The 15,401-nt window shown below is 49.4% G+C and carries 10 protein-coding genes; 2 read left to right on the top strand and 8 right to left on the bottom strand.

Going from position 1 to position 15,401, the window contains the following annotated elements:
* Positions 1-95: 95 nt before the first annotated feature.
* The 5 genes from RWO08_RS06330 to mvk form a co-directional block, all read right to left on the bottom strand.
* Positions 96-6,074: an endo-alpha-N-acetylgalactosaminidase family protein gene (locus RWO08_RS06330; protein ID WP_314211535.1), complete on the bottom strand. Its 5,979-nt coding sequence runs from the start codon at positions 6,072-6,074 to the stop codon at positions 96-98.
* 237 nt (positions 6,075-6,311) lie between these two features.
* On the bottom strand, positions 6,312-7,385 hold the full coding sequence (gene fni / locus RWO08_RS06325) for a type 2 isopentenyl-diphosphate Delta-isomerase (protein ID WP_314211534.1): 1,074 nt from the start codon (positions 7,383-7,385) through the stop codon (positions 6,312-6,314).
* Complete coding sequence (locus tag RWO08_RS06320; RefSeq protein WP_314211533.1) at positions 7,385-8,530, bottom strand: phosphomevalonate kinase; 1,146 nt, start codon at positions 8,528-8,530, stop codon at positions 7,385-7,387. Before RWO08_RS06320 ends, fni begins: the two co-directional genes overlap by 1 nt.
* A 14-nt stretch (positions 8,531-8,544) precedes the next feature.
* Entirely contained in the window at positions 8,545-9,546 is a 1,002-nt protein-coding gene (mvaD, locus tag RWO08_RS06315; protein ID WP_314211532.1) for a diphosphomevalonate decarboxylase, read from the bottom strand.
* A gap of 16 nt (positions 9,547-9,562) precedes the next feature.
* Entirely contained in the window at positions 9,563-10,558 is a 996-nt protein-coding gene (gene mvk / locus RWO08_RS06310; protein WP_314211531.1) for a mevalonate kinase, read from the bottom strand.
* A 151-nt stretch (positions 10,559-10,709) separates the two neighbouring features.
* On the opposite strand from mvk, the gene coaA reads away from it, so the two are divergent.
* The gene (coaA, locus tag RWO08_RS06305) at positions 10,710-11,645 is read left to right on the top strand and encodes a type I pantothenate kinase (RefSeq protein WP_314211530.1); all 936 of its coding nucleotides are present in this window, start codon (positions 10,710-10,712) and stop codon (positions 11,643-11,645) included.
* Between the two features lie 68 nt (positions 11,646-11,713).
* On the opposite strand, the gene RWO08_RS06300 is transcribed toward coaA, so the two are convergent.
* Positions 11,714-12,586: a DegV family protein gene (locus tag RWO08_RS06300; protein ID WP_314211529.1), complete on the bottom strand. Its 873-nt coding sequence runs from the start codon at positions 12,584-12,586 to the stop codon at positions 11,714-11,716.
* Between the two features lie 104 nt (positions 12,587-12,690).
* Between RWO08_RS06300 and RWO08_RS06295 the strand changes: the two genes are divergently transcribed.
* Positions 12,691-13,344, top strand: a complete 654-nt coding sequence (locus RWO08_RS06295) for a YigZ family protein (RefSeq protein ID WP_314211528.1) — start codon at positions 12,691-12,693, stop codon at positions 13,342-13,344.
* A 47-nt stretch (positions 13,345-13,391) separates the two neighbouring features.
* Here the strand turns inward: RWO08_RS06295 and RWO08_RS06290 are convergent, their stop codons facing one another.
* A complete protein-coding gene (locus tag RWO08_RS06290; RefSeq protein ID WP_314211527.1) occupies positions 13,392-14,597 on the bottom strand; it encodes a GTPase in 1,206 nt (401 codons plus the stop codon).
* Between the two features lie 21 nt (positions 14,598-14,618).
* Positions 14,619-15,305 carry a zinc metallopeptidase gene (locus RWO08_RS06285; RefSeq protein ID WP_314211526.1) on the bottom strand — a complete coding sequence of 229 codons (687 nt, stop codon included), beginning with the start codon at positions 15,303-15,305 and terminating at the stop codon, positions 14,619-14,621.
* Positions 15,306-15,401: the final 96 nt, after the last annotated feature.

Here is a 15,401-nt window from a genome sequence, read left to right as displayed (position 1 = left end):
GCATGGCAAGCAATTTTTTCAGAATTTTATTGCTAGGCTCCTTGCCCTAAATAGAAAAGAGGCTGAGACAAAAGTCTCAACCTCTCTTATCTAAACTAGGCTTGATCTTCAGGACGTTTGGTTGCAACGAGGCCTAATCCAGCGAGTAAGGATAGGGCAGCTGCGCTGAAGAGTAAGGTTTGATCACTTTCACCAGTAGCTGGCAATTGTCCCTTGCCCTCACTTGGAGTTAATTGAACAGCCTGAGCCACCAATGGTCCACCAGCTTGTTCACTTGGATTGGCTGGTTGACTTGGGGTGGATGGCTGACTTGGAGGCGTTTGTTGACTTGGAGTTTCTTGACGCTTACCGAAACTTACCGCATAGAGCGAGAAGTGGTTAACCGTCAAGGCTACGCGTCCATCATCCATCATCTCAAATGGCACTTCATTGACGATTTCCTTGGTGTCGCTGGTCAAGTAGTAAGCCTTAGTCACAGCCTTATCCACTGGGAAGATGACCTTAGCATCACCTTTGACAGGGACTTCCTTGCCGTCCTTGTTGAGGAAGCTGATTTCATAAGCTTGGTGCTCATCTTCGCCTAGGGCTGCCAACTTCTCTTTGAGCGGCACAACCGATACTGCCACGATGCTTGGATCCAAGTGTTTAGTTGGAATCTTAACCGAAACGCGCGTATCGCCGTCATTATCCTCGAAGGTCGCTTCGGTCTTGTCCGCATTGAGGGTCACCTTGACCCCTTGGGTCTCATAGAGTGGTAACTTGGTACCTGGTTGGTCTGGTTGACTTGGTTGACCTGGCTGACCTGGCTGACTTGGTTGATCCGGCTGACCTGGCTGGCCTGGTTGACTTGGCTGACCTGGCTGACTTGGTTGATCCGGCTTACCTGGCTGGCCTGGTTGACTTGGCTGACTTGGCTGACCTGGTTGACCTGGCTGACCTGGCTGACCTGGTTGGCCTGGCTGACTTGGTTGGCCTGGTTGACTTGGCTGACTTGGCTGACTTGGCTCTGGCGTCTTGATTTGCTTGAGGTAATCAACTAGACGATCCAAGGCCGCCTTAGTCACCAGGTTATCTTGGTTCAAGCCTTGATAATATGCTTCTACAGCAGTGGCCGCTTGACGAGCTACCTCAGTATCAATTCCTTTAACGCGCGCAAGTTCCGCTTGATAAGTTGTCATATCCAATGGCGTATCCACTACTTCTGGCAAGACAAAGCGCAATTCAGCCGCTGATTGGAAGGCTCCGCCATCCCCATAGGATTCCGTCCCAGTAATGGTAGCTTTCTTAATCTTGATTGGTTTATCGAACGGAATAACCTTGGTTGTGGCATCATTTGCCCAACCGTCAAATTCAAAACGGTGTTCCTTACCCGTCTCGTCTACCAAGACCAGGTTCCCTTTTTTGAGGCGACCGTTAGCACCATCTTGACGTGGGACATATTCAAATCGAGTCACTTCCAGTGGTTGCTTAAAGGTTACCGTCCCAGACTCTCCGATAGCACGTCGATCCCATGGTGTATGCCATAATGTCCCCGTATCCCCGTCAAAGGCATACCAGAACTCTTCCCCTTCGTGGGCTGGTGCTTCCACTGATTCGATATCATCCCATCCTGGGCTAGTCCGTTTGACTTGTAGAGCTTCCTTAGCAGCTTGCACGGCAGCTACCAGTTTGTTGGCATCTTCAACACTAATGTCATCTTCTGCTTCGGTCAAGGCTAAAATGGCATTCTTGTAGGCTTCTAGGCTAGCAGGAGTGTAGTTGCCATTGACCACTGGCGTATTTTCCTTGTAGGCTTCATCCACAATTAACTTACCGGTTAAGTTTACTTCTTCAATCTGAAGATTATCCATCATGAAGTCCTTATAACCGCGGAAATCCACGGCGCTGCCGGTCTCACCCTTATTATCGGAGGCTTTGTTGGTAGAGTAGATCCCGATCCAAGTGTTGCCAGAATCCGATGCTTGTACAATAAAGCTAGCCTTACCTGGCTTATCGGACCCTTCCCAGGTATTACGCAAAGCATGCATCTTAAGCTTGCTGCGACGAGTATATTCGCCATCCCCTTCAACAAAAGCATAGGCATCATGAGACCCTGCTTCATAGTCGAAGGTGACACGGTAGGTCTTGCCAGCTTCGAAGCGGAAGTTTTGTGGAATAGTTTGATAGACAAGTCGATCCCGTCCGGTTAACCCATTAGTCTTGAGGGACCAGTTACCCTCAATAACATCGTTAATTTTCTTGCCGTTCCAGCCCCGTTGAGTATAAGGGTCATGGCGTTCTGACAAGTGAGTCCGGTTATCGGAAACACCCTCTACGTTCCCCACAACAAATGGGAAGATCCCCTGTGGTACTTCTTCAAAATCTTGTTTGAAGGTGCCCGGAGTCGTATTATGACCACCACTATACATATTGGACTGATTCTCGAAGATTCGAATTTCATCGAAGTAGGTAGCATCCTGATCAGCATCACGACCTAAGGTCAGAGTAACATTGCTGACATCGGCTCCTGTTGTAAAGAAAACATACATATTTTGGAAGTAACTGCTATTGTCCACCGTCGCATTCTTAGCTGAGGTGTTATGGGCATGTGCTTGGACGTAGTTCTTAGCAATAGATTTATAGGTATAGTTGCTGATGGTCTGATTACCGGATTTAATGGTGATATCCGCCTTAGCATTACTACGGTTATCCACTCCAACATAGACAGCATAGCGGGTATTAGGCTTCAAATCCGTCAGTTTCTGTGTCAAGGTCACACGTTCCTTGTTGCCTGCAATACGTAGCATTTCATTAGCGCCTTGGGACTTGACGATTTGAGCATTTTGGCTATCCCCTGTCTTGGTCCAGTGATCTAAGGTGCCACTATTGAAACCTTGGTCATAGAGATGCATGCCTTCACTCCAGGTCATAGTGCGTTTGCCTTGAGCTACCTTGTAGAGAACATAAGGTTGATTAGCGAGCGCATCAATGGTGATGCGACCTTGGCTATCAACGGCTAGTTCTACTTGTTCCTGTTTACCTTGGTCGGTCAACTTGTAGAGATAGACCTTGTCGCCACGCCAACTTTCTGGCAGTGTCCAGGTAGTTTGCCCAGCTGTCTTAGAGAAGAAGTACATTTTCTCTTTGTCGCCGGTCAAGGCTTTACCGTTAGCATCCCAGTTCCATGGGGTCAGGTAGGCACCAGCATTTTCAATCACACGACCGTTGAGGGTGACCGTACGTTGACGGTAGCCGGCATCATTTGGATCGTTAGATAGACGCTTGATGACGATTTGATCGCCCGCTTCATTAGCCAAATGCACTTCCATTTCTGGAACCCAATTGTAGGTTTGACCATTATCGGTCATTTGGACAGGGTGGCCGTTGACCCATTTGGTTACCTTGTAGTGTTGGAAGAATTTGGTCATGACATCGTGTTCGAAGAGGTTGGTAATATAACCTTCATAGTCGCTCCGGCCTTGCCAACCCTCGAAGTCCTTCATGTCGTAACCACCCAGGAGTGGATAGTTGGCTGCCCCGCCATACCGTGGATAATCCCCTACCCAAGCATCTTTCTGGTGGTTGCGGATGAAACGAGCAATATTGGAGTTAATCCCCTTGTTGGTATAACCACCATAGGTTAGGTCAGCTGCCCAGTGTTGGAAGGTGGAATCATATTCGCCCCCATGGCCCCACTCAATAGTGAAACGCCAACCTTGGCTATTGATTTCCTTAGCAATCACGTGGGTAGCCCAAGCGCCGTTGTCCCCGGACTGGCCGTTGCCCCATACGTCTAGGTAAATAAAGTCTAGGCCTTCACCCAAGGTTTCTTTGAGGTCTTTCCACCGTTTGAGACGGTTATGAGCTAAGTCGTAAGCCGCATCAATGTTAATCCCCTGGTCTAGCCAGTTCCAACCATAGCTATAAGTCCCGTCTTCGCGTTTGCGCAGGATTGCTTCGCTAAAGTATTTAGATTCTGGATAGGTTTCAGAAGCATTGACATGAATCCCTAGTTTTGCCCCGTATTGCTTGGATTTTTCAATCAGGGTCTTGAAGTCTTTGACGCCCCCAATACGACGCCCAATATCGGCATAGTTGAGGTGGCCAGAGTCGTGCCCTTCACTGCCGTACCCCTTAAGCAAGACAGATTGGCCGAGGCCATCCGTATGCAGATTGACTTTCTTAATCCCGTCTAGGGTCATGAGGAATGGGTTTTGCGCATGAGAACCGAAGTTCATGGCAATCCGGTAAGCTACCAGATCCGGAACATTTTCGGCCCCTTTAGGGTTGTTCATAATATTTCGATAGGCGATGGCCCCATCCTGCCAGTCTACTTGTTTGTCCTTATTAAGGTCTTGGGCAAAGACTACCTTGCTACTTGGCAATTCGAGGGTATATTCAGGATAAACCAGTTTGCCATAGGCCCGTTGATAGTAGTAAGGCGAGCTTTGAATCCCAATATAGTTAACGCCTGCTACGCGTTGCTTGAAGGCGGTCAGACGCGTAAAGTCTTCAGAACCACCACCGTAGCTAAATTGTGAGTTACTCCAAACCCCAGCTGCGACTTTGTCAGAAGAGACAAAGCCATACATAAAGCCATAGGCGAAGTCATCCATCTTACCTGGCACTAAGTCCACATGGCTATCACCTGCCCGGTGGGTATTATTGGACATCCAAGAACCATCGAACTTAGCTCCAGTTTGATTAGAGCCGACAGAAACTAGGGTGTTACCTGGGAATTCAATCGTCGAAATCAATTTACGAGGATTATCGATTTCTTTGCCCATGGTCACCAAGTTTTTGTTTTCTACCTTGGTCACATCAAAGTGCAGTTCATTGCCCACTACCTTGAGTTGCACAGTAATAACCGCATCAATAAAGGCTTCAGGATTCTTAACCGTCAGCGTGTACTCGGCAGTCGCTTGATCCACCTTGCGGTAGGTCACTTGAGGCTTAACATCAGTCCCGTTAATGCTGAGCTTATCTAGTTTTTGCACTTGCCCGGTCATAGTATGGCCGCCGAACTGATAGTGCTTGATGCGTGGGAAGAGGGTATCAATTTCAGCATCTAAGACATCTGAACGAATGTGGTCGTAGACAACATCTTGGTCGTTGGCTGCTAGGCCTGGATCCACTGCTCCATTATCTGGTTGACTTGGCTTGAGGTTAGACTGGTCGTCTGCCTGCACAGCCACACTAGTCCGTTCATTGCCCCAGGTTGCTGCCTTAAGATAAATCTTATTTTGCCCTTCTAAGGCCGTCTTCACTTCTTCTGGCACTAGTAAGGTATCAAAGAGGCTCTTCCCATTGTTAGTAGCATTGAGCTGGCCATCCTTCTTGTAAGTGATAGAAAGATTGTTGACCTCTCCTGCTTTAGGGGCTGCTACCCGACCTTTTTGATACCAGGTGCTAGCCTTAGGCGATTTATATTCCCAGAACCAACCATCGCGGTCGTAGCCGACGAAGATATGGTTGGCAGGGTCCTTATACTTGAGGAAAACCCCGAAGCGGGATTGTTTTTCTGTTGATAGGTCCTTGAAGGTCAAGTTGACACTGGCATTGCCATCCTGGTCCACTTCCAGTCCCTTTTTCTCAAAGAGGGCAGGGTTCTGGCCGTTATCATTCTGAGCAGTAGAAGCCAGTTTATTATAACGTACGCCACCTTCTTCCACGACTTCGACAGTCCCCTTACGGCTGCCGGCCGCAGTCCAGTCTGGTGCTACTGCTTTGTCTTCAGTCGCCGCAGGACTCGGATTAGGGTTGGCCTTCTCAGTGGCAGCAGGACTTGGAGCCTCTGTCGCTGACGCCTCAGCTGGGCTGGCAGCTTCTGCGGGTGTTTCAGTTGCTGCTGGTGTATCTGTTGCTGTAGGGGCAGCCTCCGCACTTGCAGCTGGCTCAACCACATCAATGGCTCCCGCCGGAACAGGCTCTACCTCACTGGTGGCTGGGGTGTCGGAGACAGCTTCTTGGGCCGATACACTTGGACTTTGGCCTAAGAGAAAGGCCCCGATAATGACGGAGCAAGTCCCAACACTGAGCTTACGAATGGAAAAACGACACTTCTTATCAAACAAGTTCTGAATCGAATTTCGCATGATAATCCTCCTTATAAAATATAATAGTTTCTTACCCCTCTATTATATTGTATCCCCTTACAAAAAGAATTATAAATTCTTGCTGAATCATTTAGCTTTCTTGCGATATTTGTCTTTTAATTACGTTCCTTGTAGCTGTAAAGCTTGTTGTCTAGCAATCTCCAAAATTTCTTGAATCTCTCTGTCTATACAGACCTCGGGCACAAAAAAGAGGCTGATTGATCAGCCTCTTGAAGATTAATGATGTCTGCGTGCTAAGTCTTGGAAAGGCAAGCCACGGTCTTGAGCCCAGTTACGCAAGTCTCCTGTCAGAATCAGATCAGTCGTCTGAAGTTCTTGCCAGTCACGCGCACCTAGAAGCAGATAGAGTTGGCGTAATTGCTCCTGCCAAGCTCTGACCTTTTCAATGGTCGCTTCAAGACCCTTATTTTCCAGATAGTGTAGGAAGTAACCGGCTAGGCCTACAGCTCTAGCTCCCATGGCAAGGGATTTGATAATATCAACGGGTTGATGAATACCACCACTAGCCAAAATCTCCAACTCGACAGGTGCTACTCGTGCTTCCAAGAGCGACTCTGCCGTCGTCTGGCCATATTGGTAGAGGGCTTGGAATTGAGGCGTCTCGTGCCGTTGGTCTTCGATCTGGATGAAATTAGTTCCACCCCGACCGCTGACGTCCACTGTCTTCACGCCTACTTCAGCCAAGCATCTTAAGGTTTGTTGACTCATACCGAATCCTACTTCCTTAATGATAACCGGGCAATCCAGGCCATTAACTAAGCGCTCAATTTGCTTTAACCATTGGCTGAAGTCGCGGTCCCCCTCAGGCATGACCACTTCTTGGGGCCGGTTGAGGTGGATTTGCAAGGCATTGGCACCCATGGCCTCCAAGACTCGCTGAGCCGACTCTAGGCTGTGATGGGCCCCCAGATTAGCTAGGATAAAGCCATCTGGATTGACCTGACGCATCACTTGATAGCTAGTCGCCACTGTCGGATCCTTGACCATGGCACTAGCCGAACCAGCCGCTAGCGCTAGACCCGTCTCCCGCGCCACAATGGCGAGTTGCTCATTGTATTGGCCGGTTAACTTGGAACCACCGGTCATGGCATTGATGTAAAAAGGAAAGGCATGAGTGTGCCCTGCCCACTGAGTAGTCAGGTCAATCTCATCTTGAGACAGGAGCGCCAAGGGATGGTGGACAAAGCGTAGTTGATCGAAGCAACTAGCTGTCTGAACCCCATCCTGTTGGGCCAAGGCTAAGTGAAGATGGTCGGCCTTACGATGGGCCACTAAGTTTTCTTCTTGCATTAATTTCCTGCCTCCTCAGAGGGCCTTTGAGGCGCCCCTATCTCTAGTTCGACTAAGGTGATGCCGGCTGCCTGCCAAGCTGCCGCCAACTCTTTCTTGAGTCCTTGGCCTTGGCCGACCGCAATCCCGCAGTCTCCCCCTCCAGCCCCCGAGGATTTGGCCTCGAATTGGTAGGCTTGAGCAATAGTCACCAGCTCTCGTAAGGCGGGTGTCTCAATAGAGAGGGTATTGTGTTTTTCAATTTGTAGTAGTAAATGTCGGTAGTCTGCTAGGCGCGATTGGATGGCTAAGCTGTCGCCAGTCTCAAAAGCCTCCTTGATGGCTTGGACCGTCTCCTTGGCCGAGCTTAGAAAGGCCTGATAGGCGGTACCGGACCGGTCCTGCCACTGGTCAATTAAGTTGTCGGTAGAAGCTGGCACGCCAGTCCAGCCTACTAAGACCTCTAAATCCGTTGGCGCAAACATAGGCTGGATGACCAGGCTAGGCCAGTCATAACTCAGCAGGGATAAGATCGAATGGTTTGCTAGGACTTCTTGTAGCCAAACCCGATCCGGGGCCACATAGTAGAGCCAACCGCCATAGGCATTGACCGCTAAATCAGCCAGACTCCCCTTAGAACCTAAGCGCATCATGGCCATAGCAGCCAACTTATAGTGCATGAGCGGCGACTTAGCCACCAATCCATAGAAAGCCAACAAAGCTTGAATAACCGCCACCGTCACTGCCCCACTAGATCCAAAGCCGTATTTACGACCATTGTCTGCTAGCAGCTGACTGTCTATACTTAGGCGATAGTCTTGTAAAGGGCGCCCCACTTCCTCTACTAAGTCTTCCACTATTTGCATAGCGGCTAGAACATAGCGCCACTGAGCCGAATCAGCCTCATAGAGATTTGCCCGCTCATAGTGCCAGTCTTCTAAGCCTGGCAGATTAGACTGGAGCAGCCCCCGTCCTGGCCAGGGGCTGATGCCCACTTGGCAATGCAAATACTGGCTAACTGCGAAGAGCAGAGCCGGTTGGTCTGGGGCCAAGACAGCATACTCACCTGCCAGGAAGAGTTTGCCGGGCGCCCAACCCTGATTAGTCCCAAAATTCAGTTCAGGGGCCAGATCAAAAAGCTCTAAAAGCTGGTCCATTGCTTCCATGGGCTGCCTCCTTCTTAGTCATTAATTGGATAAGGTGCGGGGCCAGGATAGGCCACCGCCAATTGCTTGGAATCAAATTCGGTCATAAAACGATCGCGAATAGCCTCTGCTTGACTTGCTGGACAGAGAACCTTGACATTAGGTCCAGCGTCCATGGTGAAATAGGCAGTGAATCCTTCTTGCCGTAGTTGTCGTACCAAGTCCATGGCTTTAAGCGAATCTGCCTCCCAATAGCTAAAGCTTGGATCGGCCGCAATCATGGTCGCATGCATCTTCATGGCATTGTGTTCAGCAATTTGGCCGACACGGTCTAAGTCATGGGCTAGAATAGCAGGTTGAATAGCAGCCAAATCCTTGGCAACTTCATCAGGCCACAAGGCATAAAAAGGCGATGTCTCCATGGTCAGGGCCATGCCTTGGCGGCTAGAAACCTTCTTGGTTCCTTTGTTGACCATAACAACTAGCATGGCCAAATCCCAGTCAGCTGCCTCAAAAGGTTCAGCATAAGAAGAGTCGCTGTCTTCTCCCTGGCCCGCATGCCAAATAACGAAGCCACCAAAGAGACTACGGCTAGCAGAACCTGACCCCTGACGGGCTAGAATAGATAGTTGACGTTGGGATAAGTCCAAACCTAAGGCGGCATTGGTTGCACAGGCCAAGGCTGCGTAGGCAGAAGCCGATGAAGCCAAGCCGGCTGCCGTCGGCACATGATTGGTGCTGGTCACTAGGGCCCGGCAATCAGTCTGGGCCAGCGCCCGAAAACGGTCTAGGAAGGCTGAGACTTTGGCTACTTGGCTAGCCTCTTGCTCCTGGCCATCGAGAATAAAACGGTCATGAGCTAGCTGGGCATCAAAAGTCACTTGGGTATCGGTGTAGAAAGTATCTAAGGTCAGTGACAGCGAACTTGTCACCGGCAGGAAGAGGGCTTGGTCGCGTTTGCCCCAATACTTAATCAGGGCGATATTGGTATGAGCGCGATAGGTCGCGCTCCCTTTTGGTGGATTTGGCTGAATCATAGGGCTCCTCCTCCTTTTAAATGGCCATGGTCCAAGTACGGCCAGCACCTGCCTGACGCATGGCCTGGCTGATGGCCTCGGCCTGCTGGGCATGGCTGGCTAGGGCAATGACACAGCCGCCCAAGCCCCCACCCGTTAACTTAGCGCCTAGGGCACCCGCTAACCAGGCGGATTTGACAATATTATCTAGCTCAGGGGTCGAAACCTTGAGCTGGTTGAGATAATAGTGGTTGTATGTCATCAGACGACCCAAGGCCACCAAATCTCCTTGGCGGATGGCCTGTTGGGCTTGAATGGTGCATTCCCCAATAGCTGCCATAGTCTTCATGACCTGGTCAGGTCGGTCTTGCGCTAGCTGAGCTACTTGAGCAACAGCAAGCTTGGTTTGGCCTGCCTGGCCGCTATCGGCAATCACCAGACAGCCTCCTAAGTTCATTTGGAAGGCTTGTGGTGTTAGGCCCTTACGATAGAGGGCGGGCTGTGTAGTCGAGGTCATCAAGGTATCCAGGCCACTTGGCGCACCGTGAGCCAAGACTTCAGCCTTGTTGACCATGTAGTGCAGCACTTCCTGAGTCAGACTGACCCCATAGTAATCAGCCAAAGCCCGAACCAAGGCAACCGCCACAGCGGCTGACGACCCCATGCCTCTTTCCTGAGGAATATCGCTATCAATACGGATATGGATGGCCGAGGCCTGATTTTTAGGCGCGCAATGTTCCTGAGCCAAACTGATAGCAGCCTGAACATTTTGCAACTCTTGTGGCGCATCTGCCAAAGGCCCCTTGTAGTAGCGACAGGACAAATAGTCTGCCTGGTGTTGGGTGGGTGTTACCCGGACACGGATGGCCACAGCTGGCACTGGCAAGGCAATGGCTGGGTAATCGTAGACAACGGCATGCTCCCCCATGAGGATGACTTTACCGTGAGCGGTCCCCATACCTACTGAGCTGTCCGCTACTTGGCTTTTTATATTTAATTCTTTATGTTGATTTTCTAGCATCTTTTTAGGCACAAAAAGGTCCCCTTTACGAGTCAATTCGTCATGTTCTATTGTAGCGCATCCCAAGAAAAAGTGGGATTTTTAGGGAAAGTTTTAAGCAATCTTAAACTTTCTTAGATTCTGTGGTAAAATAAGCCTAAGCATCCCCGTCAGGAGGTATCTCATGTCATTGGAAATGTTCACGCGCTACGCGCCCCAAGAGTGGCAAAAGCTCCACCAAGAGGGCCAACCCATACCCCAGGTCCATGAATTGGCTCGACTGGTCTCACTTAATGACCGCCTGTCTCAGGCAGACGTGTCCACCATCTATGCCCCTATGATTCATTATTTGGATATGATGATGACCTATCAACAAGCCTATCAGTCCGCCAAGTATCAATTTCTTCAAGGCCAAAACCATCCCTCGCTCCAATCCCACCAGCCTTTTGTCATTGGGATTTCAGGGAGTGTGGCGGTCGGCAAGAGTACGACGGCCCGGGTCTTACATGAGCTGCTGAGCCGGACCTATCCAGAGCGCAAAGTCGCCCTGATGACCACTGATGGTTTTCTCTATCCTAATGCTGAATTAATTCGGCGTGGCATCCTAGGCCGCAAGGGCTTCCCAGATTCCTATGATATGCCTCGCCTCCTAGACTTCATGCAGCGTATCAAGACGAGCAAAGGGCCAGTTAGCTACCCTGTTTATTCCCACCAGGTCTATGATGTCTTAGTTGGGCAAGAAGCCGTCATGGAAGATCCCGACATTCTGATTGTGGAAGGGATTAATGTCTTGCAACTGCCACAGAACCAGAAACTCTATGTCAGTGACTTTTTCGATGTCTCAATCTATATCGACGCTAATCCTGTCCATATCCAACGTTGGTACATGGAACGTTTCGAGCTCTTGCTGGACTTGGCCAAACAAGATCCTCATAACTACTATTTCGAGCTGTCCCAAAAACCACGCGAACAAGCCCGGCAGTATGCTAACGAGGCTTGGCAGACCATTAACCTAGTTAACTTAATTCAAAATATCGCCCCCACTCGTGAACGGGCGGACCTTATTCTGCATAAGGCCTCCAACCATTTGGTGGACAGCATTTATGTTAGAAATTACTAGAACTTCAACTAAACAAAAAAAGTCGCCACAAGTTAAACTTATGGCGACTTTTTATTTAAGTAATAGATTTAGAAATCTGCTGGCAACTTAGGCACAATCCCTAAGCCCTTGGTGCCATCACCCGTATGGGTACCGATTACGGGACCAATATTGGTATAGCTAAGGGGCATACCAGGATAGGCTTCCTTCATCATTTCATCTAATACCTTTAAATCTTCTGGTGCACCCGCTTGGCCAATGCCGACATGCACGCCCTGAGGGTAGCGTGTTTGCCATTCTGCCACTAGTTCCACCATGCGACGGTAAACCTTCTTGGTCGTACGGATTTTTTCAGTGACAGCAATCTTGCCTTCTTCAAAATGAAGCAGGGGACGAATCTGTAAGATATTACCCAAGATGGCACTGGAAGCCGACAGACGGCCACCCTTAACCAAGTTATTGAGATCTCCTACCATGAGATAGACATCCGAATGACGAGCCGACCATTCTAGGCGACGCCCCACTTCCTCTGATGACAAACCTTGGTCAATCCAGCCTAAGGTTTCCTTGACTAAGATTTCCATGACCATGCAGGATGAGCCAGAGTCTACCGCATAAGCGTCTAATTTATCCTCATACTCGCTCAAGAGCATACGGGCAGTTTGATAGGTTCCGCTGATTTCACTGGAGAGGTGAATAGCATAAACCGTATCATAGCCAGCAGCCACTAATTGGTCCAAGAGGGCCAAATAATCCCCTGGTTGGGGTTGAGAAGTTGTCGGTAATTGGCTTTCAGACTTGAGGCGGGTGTAAAATTCATTTAATAATTGCAGATCCGATGTATCCTTCATGACTGAGCCATCACTGAAATTAACCGACAAGGCAACTTGATAGACGTCTGGATGTTGGGCTAAGGCCTCCGATAAGTAGGCAGTAGAGTCAACAATCACAGCTGCTTTCATCAACATTCCTCCTTAATTCAAAAATACGCTCCAGAGGGATTATATCAAATATCGCGCCAAATGTCTTGCCATGTGGTAGAATAATGTGGAAAGGAGGCGCCCCAATGAACTATCTGACCATTGATCAAGCCAGTGTCCACGAAATCGAAATCAAGAAGTCCCGCTTCCTCTGCTATCTCTACCCTCTACAGGATGCAGCCGACTTTCCACCCATCCTTGCCGCCTTGCGTAAGGAACATTACAAGGCTGCGCATCATTGTAGCGCCTATATTATCGGCCCTGATTCCCTGACCCAGAAAATGAGTGATGATGGGGAACCTGCAGGCACAGCCGGTGTTCCCATGCTGGAAGTGCTTAAACAACGTCAGTTGACTAATCTAGCCGCCGTAGTAGTCCGCTACTTTGGTGGGATTAAGCTAGGGGCTGGGGGCCTCATTCGTGCCTATTCCAGTGCAGTCAGTGAAGCCTTGAATCATGCCACGATTGTTGCCAACGTCAACCAATTGCTAGTAGCCTTAGAGCTGGGCTATAACCAGGTCGATTCCTTCCAGTATTTTCTAGACCATAGCGACTTGGATGTCACGGTTATGGACACCGAATATGCCGGCCAAGTCACCTATACTTTGGCTATCTACCAAGACCAAGTTGCGATCCTAGAAGCCCAACTACGCGACCGTTTCAATGGCCAAATAGGCTGGCTAGAACTAGGCGAGGAAACCGTCAATGTCCCCGTTAAACAAGCAGCTGACCAAGACTAAGATATATACAAAAGACCCGAGACAAGTGTCTCGGGTCTTTGTTTTCTCTAAAATTTTTCGAAGAAGCTCTGCAACCAGTTAACAAAGGCACCTTGCTTGAGATTGTCAGGCAAGACCTGGTTCACAACCGCCACATGCTGTTCAAAAGAGCGGTTCATAATTTTCTGGATTTCTCTCAGGCGCATATCGCGTCCTTGGCGTTCTGCCGTCGCAATCTGCTTGAGAACCTCGATATAACTGTAGGCCAAACTCAAGGTCAGACCTGAGGCAATAGCCCCTGTCACCGCACCGCCCGTTACCGTCCCTAAGCCAGGTAGAATCTTGAAGACGGATGATACCAAGAGTTTCCCCATCAAAGTCGTACCACCGGTCCCACCTAAACCCATGACCAAGCTAATTAACTGGGATTTCTCTAACGATACCCCGAAGATGGCCGATAGATGGGCCAACATGGTAATTTGCATGGGAACTAGGAGCGTCGCGTCAGCTACCGGAATTGGCACAAAACCAACCCCAAATGCAGTCGTCACATAGGTTTGAGCCCAACGCCTAGCCTCTTTGACCTTTCTTGCCAAATCGACCTGTTGGGCGTTGATAAAAGCCCGGTGAACTGACTCCGGCACTAAATTTAGACTCAATTCCAGGAGCTCATTCAAACCATGAGGCGGAACTAGGGCCTGTTTAGGCAGGCTATAAGCCTTGGCCAGAATGGGCACAATCCCCTTAACTGGCAGCGCCATTGCCTGTAACTGATTAAGAAATTCCTGGTTACCTGGATCCAGTTGTTGGGTCAAGACCAGAATAACCGGCACATACTGGGCCAAGGTCTTGATGATTTCGATTTCCATGGCTTCAATTCTAGCCATGGTCGAATTCAAGCAGTAGTAGACCACGTGAATTTTATCGCGCGGGTCGCCTTGACGTTTTTCAATCAGGAGATCCGACAAACTAGCTAAGACCTCCCGCTGGGATTCAGCTGTCAACTCCAGCCCTTTGGTATCATAGAGGGTCAGAGGCACGCCTTCCTTGGTAATGCGCACTAGCTGTTGAGTAATGGGTAGCCCGGCCCCTGTGCTTGCCAGATTTTCCCGGAAAAGGGCATTAATGAGCGTGGATTTACCACTCCCAGTTTTACCCGCTACTAGGACATTGAGGGGCTGCATCTTGTCAACTTCAGTCTGGGTTTTATTAAGTAACTCATCCACCAGCTGGGTGTTGACCCGACGCTTGAAAAGTTGATTTAGTTGGCGCATAGGCCACCTCCTGGATTGACATTAGTCGTTGTTGCGACTAGAAAGAAGAATCAAACGGAGCAATTGTAAGGCTGTAGCACTGGCTGCCGCCACATAGGTTAAGGCTGCTGCATTAAGCACCTTGCGGGCAGCTGGCATTTCTTCTGGGGCTAAAAGTTGGTTTTGTTCCAAGATTTTAAGCGCTCGCGCACTCGCATCGAATTCCACTGGCAGAGTTACTACTTGGAATACTAGGACTAGGGAGAAGAGAATAATCCCGAATTGGACCAAGCCCATCATTTGGAAGATAAAGCCGGCAATAATCACTGGCATGGCAGCTGCTGAACCAATTTGGGTCACAGGCACTAAGGCATTACGCAGACGAAGCGGGAAGTAGTTTTCAGCGTCTTGGACTGCGTGGCCACATTCGTGAGCAGCAACCGCAACGGCTGCAACCGAAGTTTCCATATCGGTCGCATCAGACAGACGCAAGACCTTGTGACGGGAGTCATAGTGGTCAGTCAAATCACCTGAAACATGCTCGACTTGAACGTTGTTAATCAGGGTTTGTTGTAGAATAGCTTGCGCCACTTGGCGACCAGTCGTGCCCTTGCTAGTTTCCCATTCACTGTATTTGCTAAAGGTGGATTTTACTTTCCATTGGGCATAACCAGCAAAAGCCATCCCGATAATGATTAAGAAGTAAGTTGGATCAAATAAATATCTCATGGATATCCCTCCATTATTTTCAAGTTATACCTTATTATATCAAGTTTAACGACCCTTGGCATCTTTTAGGCTGAGCCCTTTGGGAAAACTTAAGAA

Origin of the sequence: uncultured Abiotrophia sp. (assembly GCF_963520105.1) — a bacterium.
GTDB lineage: Bacteria > Bacillota > Bacilli > Lactobacillales > Aerococcaceae > Abiotrophia.
The sequence above is the reverse complement of the archived record's forward strand: the minus strand, read 5'-3'. Positions and strand labels throughout refer to the sequence as shown.